We start from the raw sequence: 21,976 nt of genomic DNA on the forward strand, positions 1-21,976 counted from the left end.
TACATTGTTTCGGGCGAAGCCGGGACGCCTTGGGAGTCGGGCCGAATGAGCGGTCGCAGCCATGCCTTTCTCGATCTCGCCGCCCTGCCGGCGATCGGATCGGCTTTGCTCGCCGCCGCGCCGGTGCTGCTCTACGCCGCCGATGGGCGCCGCATCCTCTTCGCCAATGCCGCCGGCGCCGCCTTCATGGGCGACGGCTCGATCGCGCAGTTGCTGGAGCGTCGCCTTTCGGCCGCGCTGCCGGCCGGCGAGGCGGTCGCGCGCTTTGCCCGCGCCGTGCCGATCGGCGCGCGGCGGTTGGAGCGCATCCGCTTTCATGTCGGCGGCCGGCTGACCAATGTCGCGGCCGACTGCCGCCATGTCGAACTGCCGGGCGAGGGCACCGGCGTGCTGGTCACGATCGCCGCGCCGACCACGGCCCGTGCCCCGCTCGCCGACCGTGCGCGCGCTCTGGTCGAAGACCTCGCCAATGACGATTGTCTCGTGGCCGTCGCCGGTCTGGACGGCCGTCCGCTCGCCCTCGCCGGCGGCTTCGATACGCTGGCGGCGGGCGAGGCGGCGATCGAGCAACTGGCCGCCGCGGTCGCAACGAGCGGCGAGCGGCTGCTCAAGCGCGTCCTGCGCGTCGGGGATTTCCGCCGCGCCGCCGGCGCTGCCCGCTTTTCGAGCGAGGGGCTGGACGGGCTGCTGACGATCCTCGGTCCGGCCGAGCGCATCGCCTTCGAGCCCGAACCGACCGCCGCGCCGGCTGTCCAAATGCCCGTCGTCGACGATTTGACGTCCACCGCCCCCATGCCCGTGTCCTCCGAGCCGGCGTCCGCTGCGGTGGATGGGCCGGCACAGCCGGAGGAAGCCGAGATGGCCGCGCCGGATGTGCCTCTGGCCGCCGAAACGGCGGAAGCCGAGGTGGAACCGACTCTGGCTGAGACCATCGATACGCCGCCCGAGACGGCCACGGCACGTGACGAAGATGCCGCCGTCGAGCCGGTGGGCCAGGACGAGAGCGAAGCCGAACGTGTACCCGACGAGCCTGTGGCCGCCGAGGCGACGGTACCCGAAGCGACGGCAGAGGCCGCGAGCCAGCCCGCCTTTGCGTTCGTCGCCCCCCGCGGCCCCGTCCGCTTCGTCTTCCAGATGGATGCGGAGACGCGTTTCACCTTCGTTTCGGCCGATCTCGCGGCCATCGTCGGGCCCGTGGCCGGCGACATCGTCGGCAAGAGCTGGGCCGAGGTCGCCGCGGCGCGGGGGCTGGAGGGCGCGCGCAACCTCGCCGCCGTGCTCGCCAGGCGCGATACATGGAGCGGCGTGACGCTGGAATGGCCGGCCGACGGCACGCGGCAGCGCGTCGCCGTCGATCTCGCCGCTCTGCCGGCCTTCGCGCGCGACCGGCGCTTCGAGGGCTATCGCGGCTTCGGCGTGATCCGCCCGCTGGAGACACGCCGGCAAGAGGAGCCGGAAGCGCAACCGGAGCCCGAGGCACGCCCAGAGACGGGAACGCAGCAGGACAGCGCCCCGCCGGCCGAGACCGTGGCGCCGGCCGTGACGAGCAATGTCGTCCGCCTGCCGCGTGCCGCTGTGCCGGCGGCCGAGACCGAACGGCTGAGCGTGCCCGAGCAGGAGGCTTTCCGCCGCATTGCGGCAGCGCTGGGCGCAGAGGACGCCGCGCGGCGCTCGTCCGCCATCCGCGAGGCCGTGCCCGCGCCCGCAGCGGAAGCCGCGCCGGCCGCGGAGCCGCCGGCCGCCGTCGAGCCCGTTGATGCGGCCCCCATCGAGGAGCCTGTCGCACCGGAGACGGACGCCACTCCGGCCGCGGAGCCCGTGGCCGAGCCGGCCGCGCCCGCGCCGTCGGCTCCGCTGGAGGCGCTCCATGCGGTGGAGCAGAAGCTCGTCGAGCTGGAAGCGATCCTCGACACCGCCACGGACGGCATTCTCGTCGTGGATCAGGATGGGCTCGTCGAGCGGCTGAACCGCAGCGCCGAGGCGCTGTTCGGCATCGAGACGGCGGCCGTCGCCGGTCACCGTTTCACCGAGCTGCTCGCCGAGGAAAGCCGCAAATCGGCGCTCGATTATCTCGACGGGCTGACGCGCAACGGCGTCGCGAGCGTCCTCAATGACGGGCGCGAGGTGATCGGCCGCGTGCCGCAGGGCGGGCTGATCCCGCTCTTCATGACGATGGGCCGCCTGCCGGCGACCGGCAAGTTCTGCGCCGTGCTGCGTGACATCACGCAGTGGAAGAACGCCGAGGAAGAGCTGATCAATGCCCGCCGCGCCGCCGAGACGGCGTCGATGCAGAAATCCGATTTCCTCGCCAAGATCAGCCACGAGATCCGCACGCCGCTCAACGCCATCATCGGCTTCTCCGAGGTGATGATGGAGGAGCGCTTCGGCCCGATCGGCACGGAGCGCTACAAGGAATATCTGCGCGACATCCATGTGTCCGGCGCGCATCTGATGAGCCTCATCAACGATTTGCTGGATCTTTCCAAGATCGAGGCCGGCAAGCTCGATCTCGCCTTCCAGGCCGTCTCGCTCAACGACCTCGTGATGGAATGCGTCGCGGTCATGCAGCCGCAGGCGAACCGCGAGCGCATCATCATCCGCACCTCGATCTCCGATCAGGTGCCGAACATCGTCGCCGATGCCCGCTCGATCCGGCAGATCGTGCTCAACCTCCTTTCCAATGCGGTCAAGTTCACGCTGGCCGGTGGCCAGGTGATCGTCTCCACGGTGATGGAGGAGAGCGGCGAGGTCACGTTGCGCATCCGCGATACCGGCGTCGGCATGTCGGCGAGCGACATCGAGACCGCGCTGAAGCCGTTCCGCCAGCTCGCGACCTCGCGCGAGCGCCGCTCCGACGGCACGGGGCTCGGCCTGCCGCTGACCAAGGCGCTGGTCGAGGCCAATCGCGCGGCCTTCGCGATCGATTCGACCGTCGGCCAGGGCACGCTGGTGCGCGTCACCTTCCCGCCAACGCGCGTGCTGGCCGGCTGATCGCGGCTTGATCGCCGTGCCGCTGCAGCGCATTGTTGCACTGCGGTCGCCCGACGCGCATCCCTGATCATCCGCGCGAAGGCGCCTTCCGACCATGCCCAATCTTCAGTCCGTGCTGGACGAAATCGCCCATGACATGGCGAGCGCGAGCGAGCGCGGCGCCGTCGCGCGCTATATTCCCGAGCTCGCCAAGGTCGATCCGGCCCGCTTCGGCCTCGCCGTCCTGACCGAGGACGGCACGCTGCACACGGCCGGCGATGCCGACGAGCCCTTTTCCATTCAGAGCGTCTCCAAGGTGTTCACGCTGACGCTGGCACTCGGCCAGGTCGGCGACATCCTCTGGAACCGGGTCGGACGCGAGCCGTCCGGCAATCCGTTCAACTCGATCGTGCAGCTCGAATATGAGCATGGCATTCCGCGCAATCCGCTGATCAATGCCGGCGCGCTGGTCGTCACCGACGTGCTCCTGTCGGGCTACAAGCCGCGCGAGGCGATCGGCCTGATCCTCTCCTTCATGCGCGGCCTCGCCGACGACGATTCCGTCTTCATCGACGAAAAGGTGGCGCGCTCCGAGGAGGAGACCGGCTTCGGCAACCGCGCGCTCGCCAATTACATGAAGGCGTTCGGCAATATCCGCCACGCCGTCGAATGGACGACGGGCGTCTATTTCCATCAATGCGCGATCGCCATGAGCTGCCGCCAGCTCGCCGTCGCCGCGAGCTTTCTCGCGGGGGAGGGCAAGCATCTGCTGACCGGCAACCGGATCGTCTCGCGCGAGCGCGCCCGCCGCATCAATGCGGTCATGCTGACCTGCGGCCATTATGACGGCTCGGGTGATTTCGCCTTCCGCGTCGGCATCCCCGGCAAGAGCGGCGTCGGCGGCGGCATCATGGCCGTCGTGCCCGGCAAGGCCTCGATCGCCGTGTGGTCGCCGGGCCTCAACAAGGTCGGCAATTCGCTGCTCGGCTCGCTCGCGCTCGAACGCCTCGCAAAGGCGATGGACTGGTCCATCTTCGCGCCCTAGCATCCTCGCGGCATAAGCTGCGGGGAATCATGGACGGCGTCGTCGAAATCTGGCTGCTCATCATCGGCCGCATTCTCCTGGGCGGCCTGTTCGTCACCGCAGGACTGCAGCACTTCTTCGATTTCGACGCGCTGATGAAGCAGCTCGGCTCGCGCGGCGTGCCGCTGCCGCAGCTGGCGCTGGTGATCGGAACCGCATTCCAGATCATCGCCGGCCTCGGGCTGATGTTCGGCTTCTACGTGCTCGGCGCCTCGATCGGCCTCGTCGCCTTCACCCTCATCGCCTCGTTCCTGATGCTGAATTTCTGGGATCTGAAGGGCGAGCCGCGCAAAACCGCCCGCCAGGTCTGGCAGACCAACCTCGCCATCATCGGCGGCCTCCTGATCTCGGCAGCCTACGCCACGACGTAGTCGAAGCGGCCTCGGTCCTTAGCGACCTGCTGCAAGTCTCTCGAAGGCCGAGGGTCGGGGAATGCCGACCCCGAATTGCGCGAGGATCGCGGCCGTGCAGGCTTCCGGAGACAAGATCGAAGTGTCGACTTCCATGTCATAGATGCCCGGCCGGTGCACGGCGTCCTGCCACCGCCGTACGGGCAGGGGAACATCGCCACCGGTCCCCGGCACGACATAGTCGCGACCGCTGGCGTCGGATCGGCGCCGCTGCATGATGATGTCGAGCGGGCATCGCACGCCGACGAGCATCGCCGGCAGGCCGGCGAGCCGGCGGGCCGCATCAGCCAGGATGCCGAGAGGCTGTGCATGGACATCATGGTGGCCGACATCGGCGACGACATCGAGCCCCAGGCGGCTATGGGCGGCGATCGATTCATAGAGCGCCGCGAACAAGACCGGCAGCAACGGTTCGAGGTCCGGCCGCTCGCCGCCCGGACGAAGTCCGATCCCGGGCAAAAGGCGCTTCGGCAGCATGCGCTCCATGTGCATGTCGACGCCGAGATTGATCCATGTCCCGCCCGGATCGGCTTGCAACGCCGCGACGATCGAGGATTTGCCGGATCGCGGGGCGCCGTTCAGCACCACGATCCGGCCGGGAGCCCTCACTCCGCCGCCGCGCGCATCGAGAGATTGTCGAGCGAGGAGACGATGTGCTCGGCCAGTGCGTCGACGATCGCATTGGTCGGGCGATTCGGGGCGCGAAGAAGTCCAATTTCGCAGGGGGCGAGGCGCGGGAAGCCTTCGGCCTCGCTGAGAACCCGCATGCCCGGGCGCAGCGCCGATTCCGGCTGCACGGAGATGGCGAGGCCCGCGAGCACGGCCGCCGAAAGCGCGGTCGAATTATTGCTCGCATAAAGCAGACGATATTTGCGGTTGGTCGCGCTCAGCGATTCGAGCGCGGTGCGGCGCCAGCAGCAGGTGTCGCGGCCGAGCGCGAGCGGCAGCACTTCCTCCTCCTCCAGCCGGTGATGGCCGGACGCGACCCACAGCAGCGGCTCCTGCCGCACGATTTCCGCGGTCGGCGTATCCTTGGTGTTGGTGATGATGCCGAGATCGAGTTCGCCCGCACGCAGTGCCTCGATCAGCTGGATCGTCGGCTCGCACACCACCGTTACCTCGACGCGCGGATTGGAGCGCGAGAAGCGGGCGAGAATTTCGGGCAGGAAGCGGTCCGCGTAGTCGTCCGGCGTGCCGAGCCGCACGCGGCCGGACAGTTCCTCGTCGTCGAACGCGGCCATGGTCTCGTCGGAGAGGCGCACCATGCGCCGCGCATAGCCGAGCAGCCGCTCGCCCTGTTCGGTGAGCTTCGCGCTGCGTCCGTCGCGGCCGAAGATCGGCTTGCCGATCCGCTCCTCGAGCCGGCGCATCTGCATCGAGACGGCGGACTGGGTCTTGTGCACGGAATCGGCCGCCTTGGTGAAGGAGCCGGAATCGGCGATCGCCACGAAGGTCCGCAGCTGATCGAGATCGAGCATATTGGCCATGTTCGAAACCTCACATCATTGGCGATCGGCCAGAACCCGGAATGGCCTGCCAAATTGCGCTTCGCCGGCTGACGATCGCGAAACCTCGGCAGGAAACGGGTGGCGGCGGGGCTTTCGGCGGTCCAGAACTGCCAGCGCCCGCAATCGCTCAAGCATCATCGTTTCCGATGGCTGATATTAGAAACATTCGTTGGAATGATCAATCGGATTGAGACAATGTTCGATTGTCACCACGATACGCAATCGGGCAACCCCTTCCGCGCGGCGGAAGGCCCCTGTCGCGCCTGCCTATGGAGGCTGCCATGACCACATTCGAGACCTTCTCCGCTGGAAGCCGGACCTCGCGCCCGCGCACGATCCTCACGATCGTCGTGAACTGCGCCGCCGCGCTCGCAAACCGGGTTCGCGTGTGGAAAAACCGCCGTCAGGTGGCGCGCCTGCTCGAATGGGACGCTCATATGCTGAGCGACATCGGGCTCACCCAGGGCGACGTCTATTGCGCCATGGCCGCAAACCGCGACGAGGATCCCTCGATCCAGCTTTCGATGTTCGCGCTCGAGCGCCGCTTCGCGCATCAGGCGCAGACGCGCGATCGTCTCTCGCGGGCGGCGGAGCTTCGCGCCCGCCACCGCTGACCCCACCCCCACATGCGATGCCGGCCCTTCCGGCATCCTATCTCTGCAGCCGGAATTCCCTGATCCCCTGGGGATTCCGCACTTGGCCCGCGGTTCAGCCGCGGGCCTTTTTCGTTTCAGTCTTTTTTGGTGCCGTCGCCGAACTGCGAGAAGACCCGTTCCATCGACTTCCAGTAATTGTCCTGCATGGCGCGGCCGGCGTCGAAGAGGCGGTCGATCACCTCTTCCTGCGTCATCGGCTCCTCGGGCTCGGGCGCCTTTTCCGGCTCCTTGCCGAGGAAGGCTTCCATCATTGTGACGAAGGGAAGGTCGGGCCGCTTCTTCGGTTCCGCCTTCGGCTGCGTCATTTCCTGCATCATCTTCAGGAACGGGTTCCCGAAGCTCTCGCTCTGCTTCTGCAGCCCGCCCATCATGATGTTGGCATAGACCGGCATCATGCGGCGGACGACGTCCTGCGTGATGCCCGTCGCCGCCTCGACCTGCAGCGCGACGGCGCGGGAGACTTCGGGCGAGCCGAACATCGATTCGAGCAGCTTGGTGCCCTCGGCGAGCCCGTTCGGCGTCGCGGCGAGCAGCGGGTTGTCGAAATAGGAGCCGTATTGTCCGCCCGCCAGCTGCTGCCAGAAGGTGGTGACGCCGAAGGGGTCGGCTGTGTTCTTCTTCAGTCCCAGCCAGAAGGCCGGCATCATCGCCTGGAAGGCCCGCGCCTGCTGGTCGGCAGAGACGCCGAAGAGGTCGCTGGTGCCGAACGCCTTCATGGCGTTCTGCTGTGCGTCCTGCATCAGATCAAAGAAGGTCTTCATCACGCCCTCCACCCGTTTTGCCGGATGATCGGGCTTGCCGGCGGGCACGTCAAATCGTGCCGCTCCCGCCGGTTGTCCGCAGGGCGCTCAATGCGCCATGACGAGCGGAATATCGAGGCCCTTCAGCATGCCGCGCGTCGCGCCGCCGAGGATCCATTCGAGCAGGCGGCTATGGCCATAGGCTCCCATGACGATGAGACCCGCGCCCGATTCGCCGGCATAGGCGCGCAGCGTCTTCGCGACGTCCTTCGCCGGGTTCGGCAGCGTCTTCACCGTCACGGCGACGCCATGGCGCTTGAGATAGGCCGAGACGCGCTGGCCCGTCGGCAGTTCCTTGCCGTCGTCGACGATGATGACGTCGACGCTCTCCGCCGCCTGCAGGAAGGCGAGGGAGGAGCGGACGGCGCGCGAGGCCGTGATCGATCCGTCCCAGGCGATGACGACATGGCGCGGATCGATCGTCGCCGGCGCTTTGCGCGGAATGAGCAGCAGCGGCGCGCCGGCATGGAACAGCACGGATTCGATCAGCGCCTCGCGCACCGGCTCCGGCCGGTCGGGATCGTCTTCGCCGATCACCACGAGATCGGCGAGGCGAACCTCGTGGATGATGTCGTCGAGGCCGCCGCCGGACATGACCTCAAGCATGCGCGACTCGTGCGAAACGCCGGCGGCCGTCGCCTTGGCGAGGAAATCGGCCTCGGCGGTCTTGGCGTCGGCGATCGCCTGGTTGCGCGCGCTCAGCATGAAATCGACGGGAACCGGCGTGACGGCATAGCCGGGAACGACGGGATCATAGGCCAGCGTGATGCCGGTGAGATGCGCGCCGAGCTTGGCCGCGAGGCCGATGGCCGCCGAGGCGGCACGGCGCTCTCCGGCGAGGTCGACGACGACGCTGATGTCCTGAATGTCCATGATGACCCTCTCTGGCCCCTCCGGCCGCTTGCGCGGCCTCTTCAATCAATATGCGTGTCGGCGGAAGACTTCGCCAATATCGTGCTTCCACACCGTCTCATATTCGTCGAGCAGCCGCTCGGCCGGCGTCTTGCCGCTCGCCACCGTCTCGGCCAGCGGCTCGAGATAGATGCCCTCGTCGACGCCGTCCGCGTTGAAGCGCTTGCGCGCCGTGAGGCCGCTGCGGGAAATCGCCAGCATCTCGCGCGCGATATCGCGCACCGTACCATCGCGGAACGGTGTCGCCAGCGCGGTCCGCGGCACGCCGTCGCGCAGCGCCTGCCGCTCTTCAGCCGTCCAGTCCTTGACGAGATCCCAGGCGGCATCGAGCGCCGCGCCGTCATAGAGCAGCCCGACCCAGAGCGCGGGCAGCGCCGTCAGCGTGCGCCACGGCCCGGCATCGGCGCCGCGCATCTCGATGTAGCGCTTGAGGCGCACATCCGGGAAGAGCGTGGTGAGATGGTTGTTCCAGTCGGACAGCGTCGCCCGCTCGCCGGGGCAGCCGGGCAGCTTGCCGGCCAGCAGGTCGCGGAACGACTGGCCGGCGACGTCGTGATAGGTCGCGCCGCGCTTGACGAAATACATCGGCACGTCGAGCGCCCAGTCGACATAGGATTCGAAGCCGAAGCCCTCGTCGAAGACAAAGGGTATGAGGCCGGAGCGCTCATTATCGGTGTCGCGCCAGATCTCGGCGCGGTTCGACAGCAGGCCATTGGCGCGGTTGTCGAGGAAGGGCGAATTGGCGAAGAGGGCGGTCGCGACCGGCTGCAGCGCCAGCGAGACGCGCATCTTCTTCACCATGTCCGCTTCGCTCGAGAAATCGAGGTTCACCTGCACGGTGCAGGTGCGGAACATCATGTCGAGACCGCGCGTGCCGACCTTGGGCATGTAGCGCGACATGATCTCGTAGCGCGACTTCGGCATGACCGGGGTCTCGGCGAGCGACCAGATCGGCGAGGTGCCGAGGCCGATGAAGCCGACGCCGAGCGGCGCGGCGCATTCGCGCACCTGCGCCAGATGCGCGTGCAATTCGCGGCAGGTCTGGTGGATCGTCTCCAGCGGCGCGCCCGACAGCTCGAACTGGCCGCCGGGCTCCAGCGAGATCGCGCCGCCGCCAATGGGATCGGCGAGGCCGATGATCAGGCCGCGATCCTCGATCCGCTGCCAGCCGAGGAGGCCTTCCATGAGCAGCAAGATGCGCTCGATCCCGCGCGGGCCCTCATAGGGAACCGGAGAGAGATCGGCGATGTTGAAGCCGAATTTCTCGTGCTCGGTGCCGATCCGGAACGCCGATTCGGGCTTCGACCCTGCTGCGATCTCGGCGATGAGCTGATCGCGCGATTCGACGATCGTGGAATCGGAAGCGTCGCGGGCCAATTGAAACTCCGGAAAGGCAGGAACGGCGCGGCACATTAGCCGCGAGGCGGGATAACGGCAAGGAAGCCGCGGGAGGCGGGGGATGGAAGGCGATCGGCCCGCCGGATATCAAGGATTGCGGCGAAGCGGCCGTTCGATCCGCCGACGACAAGGAGACACCATGACCGACTGGAACCTGCCCTGGGAGGGCGGCTGCCGCTGTGATCGCGTGCGGATTCGCGTTAGCGCGCCGCCGGTCTTCACGGCCGCCTGTCATTGCACCGGCTGCCAGAAGATGTCGTCGAGCGCCTTCTCGCTCACGGTCGCCGTTCCGCCGGAGGGATTCGCGGTGATTGCCGGCGAGACCGTCATCGGCGGCATGCATGGCGATCTGCAGCATCATTTCTGCGCCTGGTGCATGAGCTGGATGTTCACGCGGGCCGACATGATGCCGTTCGTGAATGTCCGCCCGACCATGCTCGACAAGCCGCAATGGTTCGTGCCGTTCATCGAGACCATGACGTCGGAGAAGCTCGCCTGGGCCACGACCCCGGCCGTGCAATCCTATGAGCGGTTTCCCCCGATGGAGGACTTCGCGGCGCTGGTCGGCGCGTTCAACGCCTGGGCGCCCGGCGCGGCGTGAGCGCGGCGCATGGACCTTCCGGTCCGTTTCGTGCTCCGATACGGAAAACGACGATCGAGCGGGAGGACGCCATGACGGATCGGGAAGTCGCCATCATTACCGGGGGAACGCGCGGGATCGGGGCCGCGATCGCGCGGCGGTTCGCCGCGCGGCCGGTGGATCTCGTGCTGTCGAGCCGCTTCGGCGACGAGGAGGTCGAGGCCCTGCTGGCGGACCTCGCGGCTGAGACCAATGTCATCTTCGTCGAATCAGATGTCGCGGAAGCCGGCGCGGCCGAGAAGCTGGTGGCGGCCGCGATGGATCGGTTCGGCCGCATCGACTATCTCGTGCCGGCGGCCGGCGGCGCGGTGCCCGGCACGGCGCTCACCGTGGCGCCGGAAGCCTGGGAGGATGCATTCCGCGTCCATGTCCATGCGCCGTTCTATCTCTTCCGCGCAGCCCATGCGGCGCTGGCGGTGCGCGGTGGCGCGGTGCTGCTTGTCTCGTCGGTCGCGGCGCTGCGCGGCATTCCCGGCGCCGTCGCCTATGGCACGGTGAAGGGCGCGGTGCTGCAGCTCGGCCGCACGCTCGCCCGCGACCATGCCGGCGAGAATATCCGCGTCAACATGATCTGCCCCGGCATCATCGAGACGCGCTTCCATGCCGCCATGACGCCGGAGGCGCGGAAGAACAATCTCGACAACCGCATCCCGCTGCATCGCTTCGGCACGGTGGACAATGTGGCGACCGCCTCGATGGAACTGCTCACCAACCCCTTCATCACCGGCGAAACGCTGGTGGTCGATGGCGGCATGAGCATGCGCATGGTCTGAGACGTCAGGGAACCGAAGCAATCCGCAGACGTTCGCTTCCTGGTGATCCGGCATTGCGCCGGATCGAAGGAGCAGGAAGAACGTCATGCGACACGGCTTTCTGACCGCGGCGCTCGTCGCCTCAGTTCTGGCTCTCGCCGCACCGCCGGCTCTGGCCGCCGGTGCGGCGGGGCAATCTCCCGAAGCAGGCTCGCCTGAGCCGCTACCGGGCTGGACGTGGCGGCCCGATCGCGGTCCGCCGCCGAGCGCCTATCACAATGGCAGCCGCTTCGGCACCTATGACGACGAGATCGGGCCGCGCGAGGCCCGCCGTATCGCCCGCGAGGCCGGCATGGCGGATACCCAGGATGTCCGGCGCCGCGGACCGGTGTGGATCGTGCACGGCGAGGACCGTGGCGGGCATGATCTGCACGTCACGATCAACGCCCGGAGCGGCGCCGTCGTCCATATCGATCCGCAGATCTAGCGCGGATCGGCCTCAGCGCCGGCCGAGCACGATCAGATTGCCCGCGAGCACGAGGACGAGGCCGGCGATCGCGAGACCGGTCCAGCGATAGCCCTCGGCGACCGTCGAAATCGCCAGCGCGAAGACGGGGAACATCACCGTCGAGAAGCCGGCGCGCCCGGAGCCGATCCGCCCGAGCAGCGTCAGATAGGCGAAGAAGGCGATGACGGAAGATACCAGCGCCAGCCAGAGCAGCGAGCCGACATAGCGAAGGCTCGGGTCGATGGTGAAGGCCTCGCCGTTGAACGCAGCGATGATCGCGAGCAGCGCCGCGCCATAGGCCATGCCCCAGGCATTGGCGCCGACGACCGACACGCCGCGGCGCTGCGTCGCCGCCGAGAGTATGTTGCCGATGCAGAAGGAAAGCGTGCCGCCGACGCAGAGCGCGAGGCCGATCGCCGCGTGCCGGTCGAATTCCGTCCCCGCGATCTGCGGCCAGAACATCAGCGCGACGCCGGTGAAGCCGAAGGCGGCGCCGAGCAGCGTGCGCCGCTCGATCGGCTGGCGCAGGAACAGCGCGCCGAGCAGCATGTTGAAGACCGAGGCGAGCGAGAAGATCACGGCGAGCAGACCAGAGGGCAGCGCCGCGCCGCCATGGTAGAACTGCAGGAAGTTCATCGAGAAGATGAACACGCCGAGGCCGGCGAAATAGAGATGCTTCGAAAGCGGGAAGGCGAGGCGCTCGCCCCGCACCAGCGCGATCGCGAAGGTGACGAGCGCGGCCAGCCCAAAGCGCCAGGTCAGCGACACTTCCGGCCCGATCGTGCCGAGCTGCAGCTTGAGCGCGATCCAGCTCGTGGACCAGGCGAAGACGACGACCGCATAGAGCGAATAGTCGAAGCCCTGCATCGGGCGGGCGGAGACCGGCAGGCGCGATGGCGCCTTCGCGGGGGTGGTCGATTCGAGGCTCATGAGGTCGTCAGGGTCCGGTTCGAGCGAGCTATGCGCCGCCGGCCGGTCCGCGTCCAATCAAAGCTGGTGAAGGCGAGCTTCAGGGCGGTTGATGCGGCGCGGGCGCGCCGCGGGGCGGGGCCGTCGCGCACATCCTCGTGATCGCGGCGGCGCGATCGGCGCTGCGCACCGCCGCTAGCCCGTATCCGGCAAACATCCAGTGGCCCGCTGCGCGGCCTTTTGTCTCGACGGAGACCACGCCCGGCGCCGTTCAGCGCGTCAGTGGACCAGGGTTCCGGAAGGCGGCTGCAATGCGCAAGCGGGTTTGGATCGGCGTAGGGGTGTTTCTTGTCGTCATCGCTGCGGGTGCCGCCTATGTCCACCAGGGATTGCCGCCGGGCGGAACGGCGCTCGCGCAGGAGGCCGCTGCCGGCGGCGGCGCCAAGGGCGGCAAGCGTGGCGGGGGCGGCGCGGTGGCCGTCACGGTCGCGGCCGCGACGACCGGCGACCTGCCCGTGCGCCGCGCGACGATCGGCTGGATCCAGTCCAAGGCGGCGACGACGGTCACCACGCAGCAGCAGGGTATCGTGACCTCGATCGCGGTGGCGAACGGGCAGGAGGTCAAGACCGGCGACGTGATCCTCCAGCTCGACGACCGGGCGGCCCAGGCGACGCTGGCGCGCGACGAGGCGGCGCTCTCCCGCGACCAGGCGAGCGTCGTCTCGACCAAGGCCGATCTCCAGCGCGCGCAGGACCTCTTCAAGCGTCAGGTCGCCTCCAACCAGCAGCTCGACCAGGCGACGGCGGCGGCGGCGAGCGCCGCGGCGGTCATCGCTCTCGACAATGCCAATATCGCGGCCGACCAGGTCGTCATCGACGATATGAAGATCCGCGCGCCGCATGATGGCCGCCTCGGCGCCGTCGCGGTCACGGTCGGCACGCTGGTGCAGCCCGGCAACGCCATCGTGACGCTGACCGATGTCGACCATGTCGAGGCGGTCTTCACCGTCTCCGACGCCGATGCCGACATCCTCCGGCGCACGCTGGCGAGCGGCCCCGTCGCCGTTCACCTGCGGCCGGCCGGCGACAGTGCCGCCGCTCCGGTCGACGCCACCGTCGATTTCATCGACAGCGCGATCGCGCAGGGCTCCGGCACGCTCGCCGTGCGCGCGGATGTGGCCAATGCGAAGCGCCTGTTCTGGCCGGGCGAGGCGGTGAATGTGGAGGTCGACCTCGGCATCCATCGCGCCATCGTGCTGGCGCCGACCGTGGCGGTGCAGGAGGGCCAGAGCGGGCCAGAGGTCTTCGTAGTCAAACCCGACGGCACGATCGACGTGCGCAACGTCACCGTCGCCGGCATCGTCGGCGACACCGCCGGCATCGCATCCGGCCTTTCCGCGGGCGAGCAGGTGGTCACCGAAGGCCAGCTGTCGCTGTTCCCGGGCGAGAAGGTCACCATTCGCGACGCTTCGGGAAGCGGCGATGCCGCGCCCCCCGCGAAGAAGAACAAGGCCCCGGCCGAGACCGGAGGCGCATCGTGAAGCTCTCCGAGCTCTGCATCCGCCGCCCGGTCGCGACGACGCTCTTCTTCCTCGGCGTCGCGATGGCCGGCATCTTCGGCTATCGCGAACTGCCTGTCGCGGCGCTGCCCGAGGTCAGCTTCCCGACCATTTCCGTCTCTGCTCAGCTCCCCGGCGCCTCGCCGCAGACCATGGCGACGGCGGTGGCGACGCCGCTGATCAAGCAGTTCGAGACGATCTCCGGCATCGATACGATCAGCGCGACCTCCTCGCTCGGTTCCTCGCAGATCGTGCTGCAATTCGCGCTGAGCCAGAACATCGATGCCGCGGCGGGCGACGTGCAGGCGGCGATCGACCGCGCGCAGCGGCAATTGCCGCCCAACATGCCGAACCCGCCGAGCTATAGGAAGGTGAACCCGGCCGATGCGCCGGTGCTGTTCCTTGCCGTGCAGGGCTCGACGCTGCCGCTCTCCAAGATCGACGATTTCGCCGAAAACATCATCTCGCCGACGCTGTCGACGCTGCCGGGCGTGGCGCAGGTCTCCGTCTATGGCGGCCAGACCTATGCCGTGCGCGTGCAGGTCGATCCCGACAAGCTCGCGACGCGCTCGATCGGCCTCGACCAGCTCGCAAGCGCGCTGTCCGACGCCAACAGCCAGACGCCGGTCGGCACGCTGCAGAACAAGAGCCAGGCGCTCGTCATCGATGCGCCGACGCAGATGACCAATGCGGCCGAGTTCCGCCAATTGGTGATCGCCGATCCGAACGGCAGCCCGGTCCGCCTCTCCGACGTCGCCAACGTGATCGATTCCGTCCAGAACACCCAGACCGCCGGCTGGTATGACGGCGGCCGCTCGATCATCCTCGCCATCCAGCGCCAGCCGAGCGCCAATACGGTCGCCGTCGTCGACGCGGTCAATGCCGCGCTGCCCAAGCTCGAAGCCTCGATGCCGGGCGCGATGACGATCAGCGTCCTGAACGACCGCTCGACCTCGATCCGCGCGGCGATCTCCGATGTCGAGATCACGCTTGGCATCACGATCGTGCTCGTCGTGCTGGTGATCTATCTCTTCCTCGGCAAGGCGACGGCGACGATCATCCCGGCGCTGGCCGTGCCGCTCTCGCTCGTCGCCGCGTTCGGCGGCATGTATCTCTTCGGCTTCTCGATCGACAACATCTCGCTGCTCGGCCTGACGCTCGCCGTCGGCCTCGTCGTCGACGATGCGATCGTGATGCTCGAAAACATCATGCGCCATATCGAGATGGGCAAGGCGCCGTTCCAGGCCGCGCTAGACGGCAGCGCCGAAGTCGGCGCGACCATCGTCTCGATGACGCTGTCGCTGGTCGCCGTCTTCCTGCCGATCCTCTTGATGGGCGGCGTGGTCGGCCGCCTGTTCAACGAATTCGGCATCGTCGTGACGCTCGCCATCGGTGCGTCGGCCGTCGTGTCGCTGACGCTGACGCCGATGCTCGCCGCGCGCCTGCCGCGCTCGGCCGCCCATCACGGCCGCGTCGGCCCCGCCGCCTGGTTCGAGGCGATCTTCCTGCGGATCGAGAGGCTCTATGGCCGCGGCGTCGGCTGGTGCATCGCGCATCGCTTCGTGATCCTCGGCGTCTTCCTCGCGACCGTCGGCGCCTCGGCCTGGCTGTTCATGACGCTGCCGAAGGGCTTTTTCCCGGAGGAGGATATCGGCCAGCTCTCGATCTCGACGCAGGCGCGGCAGGACATCTCCTTCGACGCCATGGTCGGCCTGCAGCGCCAGGTCGAGGCCGCCGTCCGCGCCTCGCCCTATGTCACCCATGTCGCCACCTTCGTCGGCGGCGGCCCCGGCTCGCAGACGCTGAATGCCGGCTCGCTCTCGGTCCAGCTGAAGCCGAAGGAAGAGCGCCCGCCGCTCGCGCAAGTGACCGCCTCCCTGCGACGTGACCTCGCGAAGATCGCCGGCATCCGCTCCTATATCGTGCCGGTGCAGAATTTGCGCATAGGCGGCATGAGCTCGGCCAGCGCCTATCAGCTCGTCGTCCAGTCGCTCGACGAGAAGACGCTGGACACCTGGACGACCAAGCTGACCGAGGCGATGCGCGCGGATCCGCATTTCGTCGATGTCGCCAACAACCTCCAGAACAACGCGCTGCAGGCCCGCCTCGTCATCGACCGCGACAAGGCGGCTGCGCTCGGCATTTCCGCCGCGACGCTGCGCCAGACGCTGGAAGACGGCTTCGGCACGGACATCGCGACGACGATCCAGGCGACCGGTTCGAGCTATGACGTCATTCTCGAATATGACCCGAACATCGCCTGGTCGGATGCGGGGCTGTCGGCGATCCGCGTGCGCTCGTCCTCGGGGGCGCTGGTGCCGCTGTCGAGTTTTGCGTCCGTCGCGCGCGTCGCGGGTCCGGTGACCGTCAGCCAGCTCGGCCAGCTGCCGGCCGCGACGATCTCGTTCAACCTGCCGGCCGGCGTGGCGCTCGGCGACGCGACCGATGCGGTGACTGCGATCAAGGGCGAGATCGGCGTGCCGGCTGATGTCTACACCTCCTATGCCGGCACGGCGCAGGTGTTCCAGGATTCGCTGGCGACGCAGGGCATCCTGATCTTCGCCGCGATCCTCACCATCTATGTCGTGCTCGGCATGCTCTATGAGAGCTTCATCCATCCGCTCACCATCCTGTCCGGCCTGCCCTCGGCAGCGCTCGGCGCGCTGCTCGCCTTGCAGGTCTTCGGGCTCGATCTCTCCGTGATCGCGCTGATCGGCATCCTGATGCTCATCGGCATCGTGAAGAAGAATGCGATCATGATGGTCGATGTCGCCATCGCCGAGCAGCGGGAGGAGGGGAAGAGTCCCGCCGAGGCGATCCATCTCGCCGCGGTGCGACGCTTCCGCCCGATCATGATGACGACCTTCGCCGCGCTGCTCGGCGCGCTGCCGATCGCGCTCGGAACGGGCGCGAGCGCGGAGCTGCGCCAGCCGCTCGGCATCGCCGTCGTCGGCGGGCTGATCGTCTCGCAATTGCTGACGTTGTTCATCACGCCGGTGATCTTCATCGAGATGGAGCGCTTCTCGGCCTTCCTCGGCCGGCTGCGCCATCGCGGCGCTTCGGAAGGCGCGGCGCACGCCGAGCCGGCGGCGCTGCCGCAGGGCGCCGCCGAATAGGGGGAGCGGAGTCGCAAGCCGGCGCGCGAGCGGCTACAAGTTGAGCGATGCCCGTGCCGCTGCGGCGGCGCGGGCTCGTCTGTCGTCGCTCAACGCTGGGACCTGAACCATGCGCTTTCTGAAGACCCTCGCCCTTGCCGGCCTCGCGGCGCTCGCCGCCACGGCCGCGATTGCCGCCGACCTGCCGGATCTGAAGGGCCGCACGATCGTCGCGGTGACCGAGAACGCCTATGTGCCGCTGAACTTCGTCGATCCGAAGACGGGGCAGGGCATTGGCTGGGAATATGACGCCTTCAACGAGATCGCCAAGCGGCTGAACGCCAAGGTCGACTGGAAGCTCGCCAGCTGGGACACGATGATCCAGGCCGTGCGCGACGGTCAGTTCGATGTCGGCATGGACGGCATCACGATCAATGACGAGCGCAAGAAGCAGATCGCCTTTTCCGATCCCTACATGGTCTCGGAGCAGCTGATGCTGGTGCGCGAGGGCGAGGACCGCTTCACCGACGCCAAGTCCTTCGGCGCGAACAAGGATCTCCTCGTGGGCGCGCAGGCGGGCACGACCAATTTCTACGTCGCGGTCTACAATGTGCTCGACGGCGACGAGAAGAACCCGCGCATCAAGCTGTTCGACACGTTCGGCGCGTCGGTCCAGGCGCTGAAGAGCGGCGATGTCGACACGGTGCTGATGGATAAGACCTCGGCCAATGGCTACATCGGCGCCTCGCCGGGCTCGTTCAAGATCGTCGGCGGCCCGCTCGGCTCGGAAGAATTCGGCTTCATCCTCAAGCCGGGATCCGACCTGATCGAACCGATCAACGCCGCGATCGCGTCGATGAAGGCGGACGGCACCTTCGACAAGCTGAACCGGAAGTGGTTCTACGAGTACCGCGCCGGGCAGTAGAACCTCCCAGCGTTCGGCTGGGACGGCGATGTCGTCGGTGGCGGGCCCCTCTTGAACCCTCCCCTTGAGGGAGGGTCGAAAACGCCCTCGCGTTTTCTGGGAGGGGTCGCGGTCGATGGTCGGTGCCAAGGCGGCCGAATATCCCGGCCGTCGGGATCAGGGCACCGTCCCAACCCAGCACTCCGTCATCCCGGGCTCGACCCGGGATCCATACAGCCTGAGGCGTTCAAACGTCTTGCGCCTCGGCTGCATGGATCCCGGCTTCCGCCGGGATGACGGCGGCGGTGGGGATGTCCGCGACATCTCGTTAATGGCCGAATCCCGCAAGAAGAGCGAACAGCCTCCCTATGATCCGCACCTCATGACCCCGCCTCGAAAACCCGGCCGCGAGATTCCCTATTGGCTGCTCGCCATCGCGCTGCTCGGCGTGCTGTTTCTCTGGCTGATCGTCTCGAACGGTGACTATGCGAACATCTTCGCCGCCGTGCGGCAGGGCGTGTTCGTGACGCTCTGGGTGACGGCCGTCGCCTTCGCGCTCGCCACCGCGCTCGGTCTGCTGATCGCCATGGCGCGGACCTCGCGGCACCGCGTGCTGCGCGAGGTCGCCACCTTCTATGTCGAGGTCGTGCGCGGCGTCCCGATCCTGGTTCTCCTGTTCTACATGGCCTTCGTCGGCGCGCCGCAGCTCGTCGCCGCGTGGAATTTCGTGCTGGCCAAGCCGATCGAATGGGGCGTCGTCCCGGCTTTCGCCGTCCGCGATTTCTCGATGAGCGCGCGTGCGATCGCCGCGCTGATGATCGGCTATTCGGCGTTTCTCGCCGAAATCTTCCGCGCCGGCATCGAGGCGGTGCCGAAGGGGCAGGTGGAGGCATCCTTGTCGCTCGGCATGAGCCGCATGCAGACCTTCCGCCTCGTCACGCTGCCGCAGGCAACGCGCACCGTGCTGCCGCCGCTCGGCAATGACTTCGTTTCGATGATCAAGGATTCCGCGCTCGTCTCGGCGCTCGGCGTGCAGGACCTGACCCAGCTCGGCAAGGTCTATTCGTCCTCGACCTTCCTGTTCTTCGAAACCTACAACGTCGTGGCGTTCCTCTACCTCGTCATGACCATCAGCCTGTCGCTATTGGTGCGCGGGCTGGAGCGACGGATGAGAAAGAGCGAGGAGCGGTGAGGACGTGAACCCTCCCGCGAGGGGAGGGCTCACGCGGAGCCGCGAACCCGGCTAGCCCACCACGAGGATATGCAAACTCCGCGGCCCATGGGCGCCGAGCAGCAGCTTCTGCTCGATGTCGCCGGAGCGGGACGGGCCAGTGATGAAGTTGACCGTGCGTGGCATGACGCCGGCGCCGTACTGCGCGCGGACCTTGTCGAAGGCGGTCTCGTAGTCGCCGGTGATGTCGCCGGCCGAGAGCACGACGATGTGGTAATCCGGCAGGAAGTTGAGCGTCGACGGGTTTTCGGGGCCGGAGAGCATGACGATGGTGCCGGTCTCGGCGACGCCGGCGCCGGCATGGCTGACGCCGACGAGATCGCGCCCGCCGGTCGGGCCGGTCGAGATCGCAAGCTGCGGTGCCCGCTCCCAGGGGAGGGCCGCAAGGCGCGGATCCTCGCCGCGCTTCAGCTCCGCCGGCAGGTTCTTCGAGCGCAGATACATCGCGATCGCCTCGGGCACGAGTTCAGCGCTCGGCACGCGCTCGATGGTCGCGAGCGCCTTGTCGGCCTGCTTCATGAAGAGCGCGATCCGCTCCTCGTCGGGCAGCTGGCCGCGCGCGGGAATGACGCCGCGCGGCACATCGGCGAGCCGTTCGGCCACCTCGCGCCGGCGCGATTCTTCCTTGCCGGTGACACCCAGCGACTGCCTGACCCGCGAAAGAACCGCCTCACGCCCGTTCATGCCGCGCCTCGCTTCGCCTTCCATTGCTGCTGGAATGTCGCGCCCTCGGGCGCGGGAAAATCGCGATACTTCGTCCAGCCGCCGGCGAGCGGCAGGAAGGAGAAGCGGCCCTTGGCGCGGCCGAAGGCGCCGAGCGCGCGCATCGCGAGGCCGGTCGAGAACTGGTAGAGCTTCGGTCTTCTGGCAAAGAACGACCAGACGGAGAGGCCCCAGCGCACCGTGGCCGGCGAGAGGTTGCGCTCGAATTCCCGCTCGCGCCAATGCCGCATCATCTTCGGCAGCGGGATGCGCATCGGGCAGACGCTCTCGCAGCGACCGCAGAAGGTCGAGGCGTTGGGCAGGTGCCCCGATTTGTCGACGCCGACCAGCGTCGGCGTCAGCACCGCGCCCATCGGGCCCGGATAGACCCAGCCATAGGCGTGGCCGCCGACCGAATGATAGATCGGGCAATGGTTCATGCAGGCGCCGCAGCGTATGCAGCGCAGCATGTCTTCGAACTCGGTGCCGAGCATGGAGGAGCGGCCATTGTCGAGGATGACGACATGGTACTGCTCGGGACCATCGACATCGCCCGGCCGGCGCGGGCCGGTCGAAAACGTCGTGTAGACCGACATGTCCTGCCCGGTCGCAGACCGGGCGAGCAGGCGCAGGATCTGCGACGCGTCGTTCAGCGTGGGCGTGATCTTCTCGACCGAGGCGATGACGATGTGCACCTTCGGCAGAATCTGCGTCAGGTCGCCATTGCCCTCGTTCGTGACGATCACCGAGGTGCCGGTCTCCGCGATGAGGAAATTGGCGCCGGTGATGCCCACATCCGCGGCGAGGAATTTCTCGCGCAGCACGGCCCGCGCCTCGCTGAGCAGCGAGGCCGGCTCGGAAAGGTCGCGATCCCCGGGCAGGTCCTTATGCACACGGCGGAAATCCGCCTCGACCTGCTCCTTGTTGAGATGCACGGCCGGCGCGATGATGTGGCTCGGGCCTTCATGGCGCAGCTGGATGATGTATTCGCCGAGATCGGTCTCGACGGTCGTCAGCCCGTCCGCTTCGAGAAAATCGTTGAGGCCGATCTCCTCGGCGATCATCGACTTGCCCTTGGTGACCGTCTTGGCGCCGACGCTCTTGCAGATCGAGGAGATGATCGCGCAGGCGTCCTTCGCCGTCTCGGCGAAATGGACGTGCCCGCCGGACTCCGTCACGCGCTTCTCATAGGCCTCGAGATAGAGGTCGAGATGGGCGAGCGTGTGGTCCTTGATGTCGCGCGCATTGTCGCGCAGCGCCTCGAACTCCGGCAGCGCGGCCGCGGCCTTGGCACGCTTGTCGATGAAGCCCGCGCGCACATTGCCGAGCGCCTTCTGCAACTGGGCGTCATGCAGCGCATGGTCGACATTCGATTTGAACTGCGGCGAGGTGAGATGCATCAGTTCGTCTCCGCAAAGGCTGCGTCATAGTGGCCGGCGCTCGCTGCATCGAAACAGCAGAAGACGACACTGTCGATCGGCGTGTCGGCGACCGCACGCCGGGTGGTCTCAACCGCGATCCGAGCCGCCAGAGCCGCCGGAAAGCGATAGATGCCGGTCGGGATCGCCGGGAAGGCAAGCGATCGGAGATTGTGCCGCGCGGCCAGGGTGATCGAATTGCGATAGCAGCGTTCGAGCAGTGCGGGCTCGCCCTTATCGCCACCCTGCCAGACAGGGCCGACCGTGTGAATGATGTGTCGGGCCGGTAGATTGTAGCCCGCGGTGATTTTGGCCTCGCCGGTCTTGCAACCATGCAGCATGCGGCATTCTTCGGCCAGCCTGGGGCCAGCCTTCCGGTGAATCGCGCCATCGACCCCGCCGCCGCCCAGGAGCGAGGAGTTGGCCGCGTTCACAATCGCGTCGAGGGCCAGCGTCGTGATGTCGGCGACGATGATGCTCAGCTCTGCACCGTTCTCGATCCGGGCCGATGCGCCCATGG

Annotated in this window: 20 protein-coding genes; 11 read left to right on the top strand and 9 right to left on the bottom strand. The window is 67.6% G+C overall.

Translation table 11 applies throughout. The annotated features are described in order from the left end of the window. Positions 1-45: 45 nt before the first annotated feature. The 3 genes from GGR25_RS07180 (at position 46) to GGR25_RS07190 (ending at position 4,425) form a co-directional block, all read left to right on the top strand. Positions 46-2,991: an ATP-binding protein gene (locus GGR25_RS07180; protein WP_183398071.1), complete on the top strand. Its 2,946-nt coding sequence runs from the start codon at positions 46-48 to the stop codon at positions 2,989-2,991. Between the two features lie 94 nt (positions 2,992-3,085). Beyond that, positions 3,086-4,015, top strand: coding sequence for a glutaminase (locus GGR25_RS07185; protein WP_183398072.1), 930 nt, complete (start codon positions 3,086-3,088; stop codon positions 4,013-4,015). 29 nt (positions 4,016-4,044) lie between these two features. Then, a complete protein-coding gene (locus GGR25_RS07190) occupies positions 4,045-4,425 on the top strand; it encodes a DoxX family protein (protein ID WP_183398073.1) in 381 nt (126 codons plus the stop codon). An 18-nt stretch (positions 4,426-4,443) separates the two neighbouring features. Here the strand turns inward: GGR25_RS07190 and GGR25_RS07195 are convergent, their stop codons facing one another. Both GGR25_RS07195 and GGR25_RS07200 read right to left on the bottom strand, forming a co-directional pair. Further along, the gene (locus GGR25_RS07195; RefSeq protein ID WP_183398074.1) at positions 4,444-5,073 is read right to left on the bottom strand and encodes a phosphotransferase-like protein; all 630 of its coding nucleotides are present in this window, start codon (positions 5,071-5,073) and stop codon (positions 4,444-4,446) included. Then, complete coding sequence (locus GGR25_RS07200; protein WP_210299845.1) at positions 5,070-5,951, bottom strand: LysR substrate-binding domain-containing protein; 882 nt, start codon at positions 5,949-5,951, stop codon at positions 5,070-5,072. The genes GGR25_RS07195 and GGR25_RS07200 overlap by 4 nt, the downstream gene beginning before the upstream one ends. Positions 5,952-6,253: 302 nt before the next feature. On the opposite strand from GGR25_RS07200, the gene GGR25_RS07205 reads away from it, so the two are divergent. After that, positions 6,254-6,586: a YjiS-like domain-containing protein gene (locus GGR25_RS07205; RefSeq protein WP_183398075.1), complete on the top strand. Its 333-nt coding sequence runs from the start codon at positions 6,254-6,256 to the stop codon at positions 6,584-6,586. Between the two features lie 116 nt (positions 6,587-6,702). Here GGR25_RS07205 and GGR25_RS07210 read toward each other — a convergent pair whose 3' ends face one another. From GGR25_RS07210 to GGR25_RS07220, 3 genes are all read right to left on the bottom strand, one after another. Next, positions 6,703-7,389: a DUF937 domain-containing protein gene (locus GGR25_RS07210; RefSeq protein WP_183398076.1), complete on the bottom strand. Its 687-nt coding sequence runs from the start codon at positions 7,387-7,389 to the stop codon at positions 6,703-6,705. Positions 7,390-7,476: 87 nt separating this feature from the next. Then, entirely contained in the window at positions 7,477-8,301 is an 825-nt protein-coding gene (locus GGR25_RS07215) for a universal stress protein (RefSeq protein ID WP_183398077.1), read from the bottom strand. 45 nt (positions 8,302-8,346) lie between these two features. Next, positions 8,347-9,717 carry a glutamate--cysteine ligase gene (locus tag GGR25_RS07220; RefSeq protein WP_183398078.1) on the bottom strand — a complete coding sequence of 457 codons (1,371 nt, stop codon included), beginning with the start codon at positions 9,715-9,717 and terminating at the stop codon, positions 8,347-8,349. Between the two features lie 160 nt (positions 9,718-9,877). On the opposite strand from GGR25_RS07220, the gene GGR25_RS07225 reads away from it, so the two are divergent. The 3 genes from GGR25_RS07225 (at position 9,878) to GGR25_RS07235 (ending at position 11,617) form a co-directional block, all read left to right on the top strand. Further along, positions 9,878-10,339, top strand: a complete 462-nt coding sequence (locus tag GGR25_RS07225; protein WP_183398079.1) for a GFA family protein — start codon at positions 9,878-9,880, stop codon at positions 10,337-10,339. 71 nt (positions 10,340-10,410) lie between these two features. Then, positions 10,411-11,151, top strand: coding sequence for an SDR family NAD(P)-dependent oxidoreductase (locus GGR25_RS07230; protein ID WP_183398080.1), 741 nt, complete (start codon positions 10,411-10,413; stop codon positions 11,149-11,151). A gap of 85 nt (positions 11,152-11,236) precedes the next feature. After that, entirely contained in the window at positions 11,237-11,617 is a 381-nt protein-coding gene (locus tag GGR25_RS07235; protein ID WP_183398081.1) for a PepSY domain-containing protein, read from the top strand. Between the two features lie 12 nt (positions 11,618-11,629). Here the strand turns inward: GGR25_RS07235 and GGR25_RS07240 are convergent, their stop codons facing one another. Next, positions 11,630-12,568, bottom strand: a complete 939-nt coding sequence (locus GGR25_RS07240) for a DMT family transporter (RefSeq protein ID WP_246409339.1) — start codon at positions 12,566-12,568, stop codon at positions 11,630-11,632. 290 nt (positions 12,569-12,858) lie between these two features. Here GGR25_RS07240 and GGR25_RS07245 point away from each other — a divergent pair, with 290 nt between their 5' ends. From GGR25_RS07245 to GGR25_RS07260, 4 genes are all read left to right on the top strand, one after another. Continuing rightward, positions 12,859-14,088 (top strand): efflux RND transporter periplasmic adaptor subunit, encoded by a 1,230-nt coding sequence (locus tag GGR25_RS07245; protein ID WP_183398082.1) that lies wholly within the window; start codon positions 12,859-12,861, stop codon positions 14,086-14,088. Continuing rightward, the gene (locus tag GGR25_RS07250; protein ID WP_183398083.1) at positions 14,085-17,222 is read left to right on the top strand and encodes an efflux RND transporter permease subunit; all 3,138 of its coding nucleotides are present in this window, start codon (positions 14,085-14,087) and stop codon (positions 17,220-17,222) included. The genes GGR25_RS07245 and GGR25_RS07250 overlap by 4 nt, the downstream gene beginning before the upstream one ends. 109 nt (positions 17,223-17,331) lie before the next feature. Further along, positions 17,332-18,126 (top strand): transporter substrate-binding domain-containing protein, encoded by a 795-nt coding sequence (locus GGR25_RS07255; RefSeq protein WP_183398084.1) that lies wholly within the window; start codon positions 17,332-17,334, stop codon positions 18,124-18,126. A 361-nt stretch (positions 18,127-18,487) separates the two neighbouring features. Then, positions 18,488-19,297: an amino acid ABC transporter permease gene (locus GGR25_RS07260; RefSeq protein WP_210299883.1), complete on the top strand. Its 810-nt coding sequence runs from the start codon at positions 18,488-18,490 to the stop codon at positions 19,295-19,297. Between the two features lie 51 nt (positions 19,298-19,348). Here GGR25_RS07260 and GGR25_RS07265 read toward each other — a convergent pair whose 3' ends face one another. The 3 genes from GGR25_RS07265 to GGR25_RS07275 are packed head-to-tail and all read right to left on the bottom strand — an operon-like array spanning position 19,349 to position 21,974. Further along, positions 19,349-20,020 (bottom strand): LutC/YkgG family protein, encoded by a 672-nt coding sequence (locus tag GGR25_RS07265; RefSeq protein ID WP_183398086.1) that lies wholly within the window; start codon positions 20,018-20,020, stop codon positions 19,349-19,351. Further along, a complete protein-coding gene (locus tag GGR25_RS07270) occupies positions 20,017-21,438 on the bottom strand; it encodes a LutB/LldF family L-lactate oxidation iron-sulfur protein (protein ID WP_183398087.1) in 1,422 nt (473 codons plus the stop codon). The genes GGR25_RS07265 and GGR25_RS07270 overlap by 4 nt, the downstream gene beginning before the upstream one ends. Continuing rightward, entirely contained in the window at positions 21,438-21,974 is a 537-nt protein-coding gene (locus tag GGR25_RS07275) for an O-acetyl-ADP-ribose deacetylase (RefSeq protein WP_183398088.1), read from the bottom strand. The genes GGR25_RS07270 and GGR25_RS07275 overlap by 1 nt, the downstream gene beginning before the upstream one ends. Positions 21,975-21,976 lie beyond the last annotated feature (2 nt).

It is taken from the genome of Kaistia hirudinis (assembly GCF_014196455.1).
GTDB lineage: Bacteria > Pseudomonadota > Alphaproteobacteria > Rhizobiales > Kaistiaceae > Kaistia > Kaistia hirudinis.